Origin of the sequence: Paenibacillus sp. LjRoot56 (assembly GCF_964253335.1) — a bacterium.
Taxonomy (GTDB): Bacteria; Bacillota; Bacilli; order Paenibacillales; family NBRC-103111; genus Paenibacillus_E; species Paenibacillus_E allorhizoplanae.
Window position 1 is genome coordinate 1,101,043 of sequence record NZ_CAXURV020000001.1, and the last position, 10,988, is coordinate 1,112,030.

The following is a 10,988-nucleotide window of genomic DNA, read 5'->3' on the forward strand; positions in this document are numbered from 1 at the left end:
GGCATTATCTTACAATGCCTGCAATTCACTTTCCTAGAGACATCGCTGGGAAAAGTTTAGGAAAGCTTTGGGAGTCGTTCGGGATAGGTTTGGGAAAAAAGCTGCGAAAAAGATTGGGAATGTCACAATGGAACTCTGTGGGTTTGCGTGGGATAAAAAAATGACCCACAGCAACGGGCTGTGGGTCTAAGTATATATATTTTAAAGGGGGGTTGGTCTTTATTATAGGCAAGTTACATTAAAACAACATGAAAGTTAGATTTCATTTTCATTACAAATTTGTCAGTGGTAAAATAAGTTGGAATGCTAAGCAAAAGCTTGAGCTGGAGAGCGGGGTATTTCCTTGAAGCATTATTCCATGAGGTCACATTTAACGATTACATTTGCCCTAATGGCCTTGATTCCAATCCTAATTCTAGGCGGTTTCCAGGTTTCGCAAATTAAGCATATTACACAGGAAACGAACCAAAACCAGCGGCAGACGACGTATCGCCTTGGAGACGCGGTAGAAGCTTATATGTCCTATCATCGCAATGCCGTTGAAACCTTGGCGGCAACGATTTCGGCTTCGGATGCAGCATTTCGAAATCGGGAGAGTCTGACGTTGAAGCTGCAATCCTTGCAAGAGAACCTTGAGGGATTCACAGGTATTTATGTGGTCGATGATAAGGGGATGATCAAAGCCACACATCAGATGTCGACGAATTTGATTGGTGTGGATGTTAACAATCGTGACTACACGGCTCGTGTGAAGGCTGGACAGAAAGCCATTATATCTTCGTTATTTAAAGGTCCTGAGAGCTTGAATCAACCGGCTATAGCGATTGCTGTACCGATCTACAAAGGCAACAAGCAAGTAGATGGTTTCGTGTTGGCTGTGCTTGAATTAGCGCCAATTAAGACACTTGTTACCAAATATGACTATGGGACAGAGGCGTATCCTGTTGTCTTGGATCATGCAGGCAAGCCGATTTATCATCCGAACGCATCGCTAACGGAAGCTATGGCGGATTTATCCAAGGAGCCAGTCGTCGCCGATGCCAAAATGCTTAAACAAGGCGAAGGCACCTACACGCTAAGCTCCTCGTCACATAAAGAACTTATTACATATAAGCTAATTCCAGACTTGAATCTCATTGTATGGGTAAGCAGGTCGACCGCTGCTGTCAACGCAGCATTCACGGAATCTTTACGGATCACGCTGCTGTTGTTAGTGTTCACGCTGATCTTAACTGTGTTACTTGGCAGTCTGTTGGCCAAAAGATTAAACGGCACGATCCACGCCTTAGTCGGTTATACACAGCGATTAGCTGGAGGATCATTCGCTCAGCCTGATCAGAAGGTTGTACCGCGCGGAGCACCCGCAGAGCTGCATCAGCTCGCGGAGCATTTCTTCCGCATGGCTGCTCAGATCAAAGAAAACCAACGCGCCTTGCTGCAGCTGAATAGCGAGCTTGAGCATCGCGTAGAAGAGCGAACACAGCGATTGCAGGACGAGCATGCGACGTTGAATGCCGTCCTAGAAAGCATGTCGGATGCGATTGTCCTGATTGATGTGCAGCATAACGTGCTATATGCCAATCATCAGATGGCGGAAAGTTTCGCGATTCCAATGGGCGAATTGTCCCATATGCCGGAGGCTGATTTATTTGAGCGAATTGCTGAGCTATTGCCAGAAGATCAGGACGAGCTCCAATTGCGTAAGTTGACAGCGGAGCCGAGGGTACAGAGCGCCTTAACGGTGAAAACAGTGCAAGGCAAGCCACGCTTTATGATGGTATCCGCGTTTCAGGTTGCGAGGGATGGGCGGGTATTTGGCCGCGGTTATGTGTGGCGTGACAGAACGAAGGAGCATGAAATCGACGCGTTGAAGAACGATCTCATCTCTCTGGCATCGCATGAATTCAAAACCCCGATTACGAGTATCCGCGGTGGTGTGGAAACCTTACTGCGCAAGGACGCGCACTGGGATGAGGACTTTAAGCTGGAGTTGCTTGAAGGCATTCATGAGGATATAGGCCGTATCCAAGATCTTATCGATGAGTGGCTGGATATATCCAAAATCGAATCGGGTGCGATGGGGATTCATCCGCAACCGTTGAGGCTAGCCACCGTGATCGAAAGTGCTAGACATCGACTGCCTGAAGATATCAGCGCTGCACGACTTCAATTGGAGGTTGCGTTATCTTCGGATACACCTCTTGTCTTTGCAGATAAGCTTCGGATGGAACAGGTTTTCTTGAACTTGTTCATCAATGCAGTTCGATATAATGAGCGGGAACCGATCATTAAGGTAACCACGCATGCGGACGAAGAGTATGTCTATGTTCACGTACAGGATAATGGGATCGGTATAGCAGAGGAACATTTGGCGAAATTATTCGATCGCTTCTATCGTGTGGACGTATCGTCCAGTCGTCAAACTGGGGGCACAGGGCTTGGATTGGCGATTTGCAAAGGAATTATGGAAGCCCATGGCGGAACCATTCAGGTTGAAAGCCAACTGGGTGAGGGAAGCCGATTCACTTTGATGATTCCACGGTTTAATGGGGGAGATGAGCTAGCATGAGCGCAAAGAAAATCATGATCGTCGACGATGAGCCGAAAATCATTCGGTTTATCGCGGCGAATCTGAAATCGTTAGGATTCGAAACGGTGGCCTGTCAGAACGGGGCAGAGGCTCTGGAGAAGGCAGAAGCCGTTGATCCAGATTTAATTTTGCTAGATCTGATGATGCCAGGGATGGATGGCTTCGAAGTATTGCGCAGACTGCGTACCTATTCCAGCGTGCCTGTTATTATGCTAACAGCAAGGAGCAATGGTGCGGATAAAGTGCAGGGGTTAAATCTCGGTGCAGATGATTATTTGACGAAGCCTTTCTCGTTGGACGAGCTGTTTGCCAGAGTTAATGCCGTGCTGCGTCGCTTGGATGGACGTATGCCTGCACCATCTACAGTAAGCGAACTGACTGTTGGGCCTGTGAACGTCAATTTAGCTCAGCGCCGAATTTGGGTTAGCGAAGCGGAAGTGAAATTCACCGAGACAGAGTATAATCTGTTCGTTCTTCTCTTGCAGCATGAAGGCAAAGTAATGACGCATGAGCAGCTGTTGAGCGAGATTTGGGGAAGTGAGTATCGCGATGAGGTCGAGTATTTGCGCGTTACTATCGCACGAATTCGGCAGAAGCTGAAGGCACACACCGAAGGGCAGGAATTGATTGTGACCTACCCTGGTGTTGGTTATATGGCGAAGGGGGATTGATTTTCGGCGATACAGGATGAAAGAGGCATTTGAGCAATTCAATACCTACCGAGATACTTTTTTGAAGTTGGCGAAGAATTAGGGCATGATGATGTGTGAAATGCTGGTTGCGAGTAGAGTAACTACTGTCTTTCAGGTAAGTAAATGGATTTTATACAGTTAAATATTGAGGTTTCCCGAACAAACGCAGATTAGATGGAAAACCTGTAGTTAATTTCGACCACTTTAGCCGGATATGCACCAAAGAGGCAATATTAACTACCTATTTTCCAGTTAAATCGATTATTATAAGAAATTTGGCCTAAATAGCTGTATATTATCCAGTTAATCAGATTTGTGAATCATGACTGTCTCCAAACCTAGGAACTCCAAGGATCGGCTAAGACTAGTTATTCGTCAAAAGCTGCACATCCAGTGGATAATCGGGCAGCTCGAATTCGCGTGTCGTGCCTGCTGACAGGTCGACTACCGTCATCCCATTCCAGCCCGTATCCGCATAAGTGACGCCTCCAGTGAGATAGGCATAACGTCCATCGGCGCTGCTAGCGACCATTTGGTGCATGCGAGCTAATGGAATAATCTTTTCCTTATACGTATTGGCGTCGAGTATGGTCAAATTAGGTTTGCCCGTTGCGCTGCCTGCTGAACCGATGCCAACGATCAGCAGCTGCTTGCCGTCTGGGGTGAGCGTGACACCTTCCTGATGCGTGTTCCCCGTCAAGGGTTCGGTGGTGTAGCTGCCGCTCTTCGGATCAAGCACTACAAGGCCACGGCCTTGGTAAGGCAGAAGTAAGCGGCCATCTGCCCGGACGACGGCGTAGTGAGGCTTCTCGAAGCCGCCTTTACCGAAAGGAGCAGCCTCTAACGTGCGACCTTTTAGTGTAAATGGATCGACAGCCGTCACGGTGTAGCCGTCATGGTCGATACTATAGACTTCGCGGCCGTCGAGGCTGGTCACGACATCAAAAGGTCGTACGCCAACAGGAACTCGGCCCGTCATTGCGAGCTTTTCGGTATCTAAGATCTCAAGTTGACTCTTACCTCCATCCAGATAAACACCGACATAAACGAATTTTCCATCTGGAGATACCGCAATTCCCATACCGCCCGAGCGATATTCACCAAAGCGTGGTTTACCCACATCGGCCTGATAAGGGACAAGAGCAATCCGTGTACGAAGCTTCGTATCGATGACGGCAACCCCTTCAGCTGTTGATACATAAGCGCGATGATTCGGCCCCTCTGCGATAGCAAAAGGGGCTTTTCCTACGACAAGATTCTCCATCCGGCCAGAAACAGGATCGAGGAACGACATGTAGTCACTTTTCGAATGCGTCACCATGAGGGTTGTAGTCTTAGTCGTTGTAGGCGAAGGGCTCACAGTCGCAGGTAAGGAACTTGTCACTGGCGTTTGTGTTGCCGCAGCAGTAGGAGATGGCGTTGCTGTCTTCGTCGGATTGATGCTGTTGACTGCATTCGGCTGTTGGCTGCTACAGCCAATCAAGACAAGAAACAACGTTAGCGGTGTTAAGCTTGCGAATAGAGATCTATTTGTGAATATCATATAGAAGGTCACCTCTGCATTAAGAGTATAAGAAGAGTATAAGAAGCCTAGGAAACAACAGTGCCTGTGGATAAGTGTAGCAAACAAAGGTAAGGAAGAGAACCTGATCACAGGTCATCTTCCTTATCTTTTTGTTATTTGATTTTATGATCTTTGCTTACTTTTTCAAGTTTAAAGTGACTCCTGTTGCAGTAGCCCATGCACCCACTGGCGCAACGGTGTACGTCGTATCTGGAACCAACTGAGCATTATTGAGCAGCGTGAACGTACCAACGGCACCTTTGCGAGTCGTCAAGCTATATTCAGCAGTCAGAACTGTGCCATCAGCAGCAGTTAGAGTTACGCGGCGTGAAACGAAGATTTCATCCTTCGGATCTTGCGTTAGTGTAACTGCAATCGTCTTCGCATCTACTGCTGCTGCGGATTGAAGCTGAAGCGGAGCGATTTCTTTTGCCGTAAAAGTAGGGTGCTTCAAAGTTGCCCAGTCCGCGGAGACTGTATACGTTACACCTGGATGGAAGGTCTCTCCGTTAGGCAAAATGAACTTAGGCGCTTGGCGACCATCTGTTGCTTGCGTGAATGGCAAGTATTTAGCCGTCATTGTTGCACCACCCTCAGGGGTGATTTGAACTTGGCGATTACGCATGGAAGATAAGATTTGGTAGGTCGTGCCATTGTACCGATTATTTTCATCAACGATAAATGAACCTGGACGGCCCTTACTGTAAGCCGCGATGACATAACCATAATCCGCAACACCGTCAGTTAGATGGGATTCAACTTCAAATAGATCATTAGCAACCTGAGCCGTGGAATCCAAGCGGATTTTCTCTGTGCTAGCTGTGAAAGTAACGGCAGGTTGGCCTTTATAAGTCAGCGAGTACGTCGTGCCTGCTTTCTGCGTTGGAACCGGTACAATATACGTGGATACAGAGCCTGTTTTTAGGCGCGGCACGTTATTGATGGCAAGGCCATTGTCAAAAACAAAGTTTTTGGACGCGGGATCCAGCTCTAATTCAGCGGTAGGAATTGGTGCTGAGAAGGTCACCTGTAGGGAAATAGCATTCAGAACTACAAGCTTCGTCACACGAACAGGAGCCACTTTCTGAGCTTCAACCAGAAGCAGGGCAGCTTGACCGCGTGTAACTTGGCTGCTAAGTGATGCGTAGCTTGGCAACTGGCGAATCGTTGTAACGTCAACTTGGAGGACTTTCGCAACGATGCTGCTTAACTGCTCGGAAGTGATCGTTTGCGCCCCAGCGAATTGCTGGCCAGCCACATCATTCATCGCACCAAGAGCCTGCAAGGAAAGCGCGTAGTTATAGTACCAATCTTTTGAACTCACATCTTGAAAAGGATTAACTGTCGTTGCATCCACAGAAGTGTTTACGTGGAAAGAGAGGGCTACCATTTTGGCAATCTCACTGCGTGTGACCGCTTGATTAGGTTTGAAGCTATTGTTCTCATAACCGGACAGCACCTGCTGCTGAGCTAATTGCTCAATCGCAGTCTGGATTTGTGCAACACTTGCGGAATCCGTGAAAGGATTTGCTGCTAGCGCATGGTAAGGTAGAAGGGCGGATAATCCGACAGTTGCTGAAATAGTTAGAGCGGCAAGAACTTTTTTATTATTTTTCATCGAGAAACACTCCTCAAGTGGATTGGATTTGTTTGTTGCGCTGTTGTCTACAGGACTAAGCTTACTAATTTGCGCATAACAATCGCATAAAAATGTGGGGTGAGACATTACAATTTCGTAAAAATGAGTACAGGCATTTTTATTTTCCACAACATTTTTGCTAATGGTAAAATAGTGCTATCTCAATTTCGAAGGTGGACTGAAACCAATTGAAGCAGAAGATAGAATATGACAATCTCATTCCAATTAATGCGTATCTTTGGTGTCCAAAACCATATCCACAACCTCTTCATTTCCATTCTAGTTTGGAAATTGGCTATTGCCTGGGAGGGAGAGGGCAATTCATTTTTGAAAATAAGCTATACGAAGTTCGCAAAGGTGATGTCTTTATTGTCAATAATACAGAACTTCATATTGCTCAATCCGCGCAGCACGATCCAAGCCGATATATATTTTTGAATTTTGATCCGAGTCTTTTCCTTGAAGAAGATGAAAAATTATTGCTGCCATTTGCCTATCGATCGGAGAGATTTGAGAATCATATTGGGGCTGGAACACTGCTTGCGCAGCAAATCGGGGTACTCATTCAACAGATTTATGAGGAGCTTGATGCAAAGGCTGAGGGTTATCTAACGATTACTCGTTGCAAATTGCTAGAGTTGGGTGTTATCTTGCTTCGCCATTACAGAAGTGCCTTCAGCAATGAGCAATGGAAGAATATGTCCAATTCGCAGCGCGAGATCAAAGAAGTGATGCTTTTTGTGAAAGAACGGTATCAAGAGCCCCTTCAACTCACGGATGTTGCTGAGCATTTAGGCTGGAGCACCGCGCGGACAAGCCGCCTTTTTAAGGAGCATACAGGTATCAGTTTTATTGCTTATATGACACAGCTACGGATTAGCGAAGCGAAGAAACAGCTTGTCACGAGCCTGGATAGTATCGCAGACATTAGCTTTTCCAGTGGGTTTCAGAGCTTGGCCTCCTTCTATCGCGCCTTTAACTTGGATGCCGGACTATCCCCTCAGGAATATCGTAAACAATTTGGCGTCAAGCAATTATTTTGAGAAGTGTGAAAGAAATTGAGAAGATTCGCTGAGGCCAAATTCGTATAATCAGCTTAAAATCTTACATAAAAGGTGGTTTTACGATGGCTGGCTGGGAGCATTTAAAGGGAATTGTACATGCTGAAATCAAACAAAGGGGAGAAGAAGGCTGCGATGTCAGCGGATTTCTAGACAAGTGGGCTGCAGCTGAAGAGGATGACGCGAAGCTAATGGCCGTGTACCAGCAGTTGATGGCGCTTGAAATTCGTGAAGACTTCCCCTATCAGGAGCCTTCCGACTTGCCTGGCATTCGTGCGACTCGGCCTGAAGGACCTCGCCAATTAACGGAGGATAAATCGGAAGCTGCATGGCTCAATCAATTTCAAGGGGCGTGGCTCGGCCGAAGTATCGGGTGTGCACTAGGTAAACCGTTTGAGAATGGTCAATTTATGTATGGCAGTGGTGGAAGAGACGGATGGAAGAATATTGAGCTATGGTTCAAGGGAGCAGATGCTTGGCCAATTAGCGGATATACCCCAGGGACTTCACGAGCGTCAGCCGAGTATGATTTGAAAGTGAATGACTGGTGTCGGAAAAGCTGGAAAGAAAACATTCAGTTTATGGAAACTGACGATGATATCCGTTATACCGTGTTAGGTTTGATTCTTTTAGAGGAAAAAGGATTGAATTTCGATAGCTGGGATATTGGCAAGCTGTGGCATAAGTACCTTAGCTACCAGCAAGTATGTACAGCAGAGACGCAGTCTTATTTGAATTTCGCCCAGGTGACCTCGCATATGCAAGGTGAACAAACAGAGGACTGGGCACAGAAGAGTGAATGGGTGCGAACTTGGTTAAATCCGTATCGGGAGTGGATTGGGGCTCAAATTAGAGCCGATGGACTTGCTTACGGTGCGGCGGGAAATCCGGAACTTGCAGCTGAATTAGCATGGCGGGATGCTTCCTTTTCCCATGTGAAGAACGGTATTTATGGGGAAATGTTTGTGGCTGCTATGATTGCAGCGGCTTTTAACGAAACCGATAATGAACGCATTGTGGAAATTGGACTTAGCGAAATTCCTAGCAATAGCCGCTTGGCTCATGATATTCGACAAGCCGTGGAAATTGCGCGTACGGCGGTTGATCAATTAGATCTAGTCGAGCGGATTTGGAATGCGTTCGAGCACTATCATTGTGTACATACGAACAATAATGCAGCTTTGGTTGCTGCGTCGTTGATCTTTGCTAAGGACGATTTTGAGTTGGCTATTACGACATCGGTTCTAGGTGGTTGGGATACCGATTGCAATGGCGCTACCGTTGGATCGATTATGGGTGCAAAGCTAGGGGCTGATAAGCTTCCGTCCTCTTGGGCCGAGCCGCTTAACGATACGTTATATGCAGAGGTGACTGGGTTCCATCCGATCGCAATTTCGGAATGTGCCAATCGCAGTTATGAGGTATTTAAGAAGATATCGGCTGAATATGCTGCCGGAAAGTAACTTTCATACCTGTAAAGACTAGCCTAATGGGCTGGTCTTTTTTCAACTATGTTCGGTTCACAACTGGCAAAAATGCAAAAACGCATCCTTTTCAGGGGAATTACTTTCAACGCTTTAAATAAATGCGAAAAGGCATCTTTTGCGGTTGAAAAGGTCAAAACAGAGCTGAAAATGCAAAAATTGATGCCTTTTTGCATCAACTTTACCTGAAAGTGTGTATGTAATAGAGAAAAGTTGCTTTTTTGCATTTCTCAGTAGATGGAGAGTGTGAGAGCCATCCCCTAGTTACATGTAAACACCTTACAAAATCGCAAAAGATACAAGACACGACAACATTGTTGTTTGGCCGCTGGACACGTAACATGAAGGTCAAGAAGCAAGGATGGTTCGTATCTACGACCTCACATCCTGCTATCTAATGTAAATTGCTGGAGGGGCAAAAGATATGCAGACTTCGAATACCGACACACAGTTACCGGCGGACAAACGTCCGAAGCTGAAACGATCCATTATCGATTGTGACATTCATCAAGCAACGGGGTTGGAAGCATTAAAATCTTATATGCCGCGAGGGTACCAGGAGCTTATGAAGCAATATGGGCCGGCGCTGCCGGGCGGCATGCACTTTAATGGAGGCGTGGGCGGCCGGATGGCTGACGCGTATCCCGAGGGGGGCGGATCTGCCGGCAGTGATCTGGCCTTGATGCAAAAGCAGCATTTGGACCGCTACAATGTCGAATATGGCATTCTCACAGGGGAAGGCTATGCCGTGCATGCGACCCCTAACTATGATTACGCTGCTGCACTCTGCCGAGCGATTAATGAATATACGATTGAGCACTGGCTTTCGCGAGAAAGCAGACTGCGGGGGTCCGTTTTCATTGCGAAGCAGGCCCCGCAGCTTGCTGCGCAAGAAATTGACCGCGTCGGGGGCCGATCCGACATGGTGCAGGTGGTAGTTTCCAGCGGCGCTACTCTGCCATATGGAAATCGGCACTATGATCCGATTTATGAAGCCTGCGTTCGCCATAACTTACCTTTCACCATCCATGTTGGATTAGAAGGTGAAGGCATTAATAGCCCGCATACTGGAGCTGGATATGTGACGCACTACATTGAGCAGCGTTGCGCGCGTCCCGCGGTCATGGGCGCACATTTGGCCAGCTTTATTTTCGACGGAGTGTTCGAGCGCTTCCCTACGTTGAAGGTTGTTTTGCAGGAAGCAGGTGTCTTGTGGCTAGCCCCATTCCTGTGGAAGCTGGATCAAGAATGGAAAGGGCTGCGGGTGCAAACGCCATGGGTTCGCAAGAAGCCGAGCGAGTATTTCCGAGAGCATGTCCGTGTGACCACACAGCCATTTGAAGAGACACCGAACCGTGAGATCTTCGATCATTTATTAGAGAGCATCTATGCGAAAGAAACGCTCATGTTTTGCAGTGATTATCCGCATTGGGACTATGATTCACCAAGTCAAGCATTGCCCAAACTGGAACCTGAGCTATGGGACAGCATCTACTATCAGAATGCAGCCAAGCTATATGGTCTGCCTCCACGCAAAACGGAGGAGACGAAATGAAGCGAAGCTCACAGCACATCGTAGGAACAGTAGGGGAGATTCCAACTGGTACGCATAAGATTGTGGAGGTAGAAGGGCGTAGTGTGGGGATCTACAACATTAATGGCAGCTTTCATGCCTTGCGCAATATATGCCCTCATCAAGGAGCAGAGCTGTGCAAAGGGTTGGTGACAGCCTATGTGACTTCCGAAGGACCTGGTGATTTTCAGTTTGATAGGGAAGGTGAAATCGTACGCTGCCCCTGGCATCAGTGGGAATTCGATATCGCGTCGGGCTGCATGATCACGGATGTGGCCATGCGCACCAAGACGTATGATGTCACGGTGGAGAAATTCGGCGTTTCGATTGAAAATGATCTGATTTTAGTTCATATGTAAGATAGTAAAAACCTCTCTCAAACAGG

8 protein-coding genes are annotated in these 10,988 nt (G+C 47.2%); 6 read left to right on the forward strand and 2 right to left on the reverse strand.

What is annotated here, in order from left to right:
- Positions 1 to 358: 358 nt before the first annotated feature.
- Both ACSQ8O_RS05045 and ACSQ8O_RS05050 read left to right on the forward strand, forming a co-directional pair.
- The gene (locus tag ACSQ8O_RS05045; RefSeq protein ID WP_436240687.1) at positions 359 to 2,569 is read left to right on the forward strand and encodes a sensor histidine kinase; all 2,211 of its coding nucleotides are present in this window, start codon (positions 359 to 361) and stop codon (positions 2,567 to 2,569) included.
- Positions 2,566 to 3,261 carry a response regulator transcription factor gene (locus tag ACSQ8O_RS05050; RefSeq protein WP_436240688.1) on the forward strand — a complete coding sequence of 232 codons (696 nt, stop codon included), beginning with the start codon at positions 2,566 to 2,568 and terminating at the stop codon, positions 3,259 to 3,261. Before ACSQ8O_RS05045 ends, ACSQ8O_RS05050 begins: the two co-directional genes overlap by 4 nt.
- A gap of 385 nt (positions 3,262 to 3,646) precedes the next feature.
- Here the strand turns inward: ACSQ8O_RS05050 and ACSQ8O_RS05055 are convergent, their stop codons facing one another.
- A complete protein-coding gene (locus ACSQ8O_RS05055) occupies positions 3,647 to 4,825 on the reverse strand; it encodes a YncE family protein (protein ID WP_436240689.1) in 1,179 nt (392 codons plus the stop codon).
- Between the two features lie 157 nt (positions 4,826 to 4,982).
- Positions 4,983 to 6,464: an S-layer homology domain-containing protein gene (locus ACSQ8O_RS05060; RefSeq protein WP_436240690.1), complete on the reverse strand. Its 1,482-nt coding sequence runs from the start codon at positions 6,462 to 6,464 to the stop codon at positions 4,983 to 4,985.
- Positions 6,465 to 6,673: 209 nt separating this feature from the next.
- On the opposite strand from ACSQ8O_RS05060, the gene ACSQ8O_RS05065 reads away from it, so the two are divergent.
- The 4 genes from ACSQ8O_RS05065 to ACSQ8O_RS05080 all read left to right on the forward strand — a co-directional run bounded on the left by ACSQ8O_RS05065 (position 6,674) and on the right by ACSQ8O_RS05080 (position 10,962).
- Positions 6,674 to 7,528, forward strand: coding sequence for a helix-turn-helix domain-containing protein (locus ACSQ8O_RS05065; RefSeq protein ID WP_436240691.1), 855 nt, complete (start codon positions 6,674 to 6,676; stop codon positions 7,526 to 7,528).
- An 83-nt stretch (positions 7,529 to 7,611) separates the two neighbouring features.
- Complete coding sequence (locus tag ACSQ8O_RS05070; protein ID WP_436240692.1) at positions 7,612 to 9,009, forward strand: ADP-ribosylglycohydrolase family protein; 1,398 nt, start codon at positions 7,612 to 7,614, stop codon at positions 9,007 to 9,009.
- 445 nt (positions 9,010 to 9,454) lie between these two features.
- Positions 9,455 to 10,585: an amidohydrolase family protein gene (locus tag ACSQ8O_RS05075; RefSeq protein WP_436240693.1), complete on the forward strand. Its 1,131-nt coding sequence runs from the start codon at positions 9,455 to 9,457 to the stop codon at positions 10,583 to 10,585.
- Positions 10,582 to 10,962, forward strand: coding sequence for a Rieske (2Fe-2S) protein (locus ACSQ8O_RS05080; RefSeq protein ID WP_436240694.1), 381 nt, complete (start codon positions 10,582 to 10,584; stop codon positions 10,960 to 10,962). The genes ACSQ8O_RS05075 and ACSQ8O_RS05080 overlap by 4 nt, the downstream gene beginning before the upstream one ends.
- The last annotated feature ends 26 nt before the right edge of the window (positions 10,963 to 10,988 follow it).

What these genes read in the sequence shown, in the direction of transcription:
- ACSQ8O_RS05055 (WP_436240689.1), bottom strand. Translation starts at nt 4,825, where the DNA reads ATGATATTCACAAATAGATCTCTATTCGCAAGCTTAACACCGCTAACG.
- ACSQ8O_RS05070 (WP_436240692.1), top strand. Translation starts at nt 7,612, where the DNA reads ATGGCTGGCTGGGAGCATTTAAAGGGAATTGTACATGCTGAAATCAAA.
- ACSQ8O_RS05050 (WP_436240688.1), top strand. Translation starts at nt 2,566, where the DNA reads ATGAGCGCAAAGAAAATCATGATCGTCGACGATGAGCCGAAAATCATT.
- ACSQ8O_RS05045 (WP_436240687.1), top strand. Translation starts at nt 359, where the DNA reads ATGAGGTCACATTTAACGATTACATTTGCCCTAATGGCCTTGATTCCA.
- ACSQ8O_RS05075 (WP_436240693.1), top strand. Translation starts at nt 9,455, where the DNA reads ATGCAGACTTCGAATACCGACACACAGTTACCGGCGGACAAACGTCCG.
- ACSQ8O_RS05080 (WP_436240694.1), top strand. Translation starts at nt 10,582, where the DNA reads ATGAAGCGAAGCTCACAGCACATCGTAGGAACAGTAGGGGAGATTCCA.
- ACSQ8O_RS05060 (WP_436240690.1), bottom strand. Translation starts at nt 6,464, where the DNA reads ATGAAAAATAATAAAAAAGTTCTTGCCGCTCTAACTATTTCAGCAACT.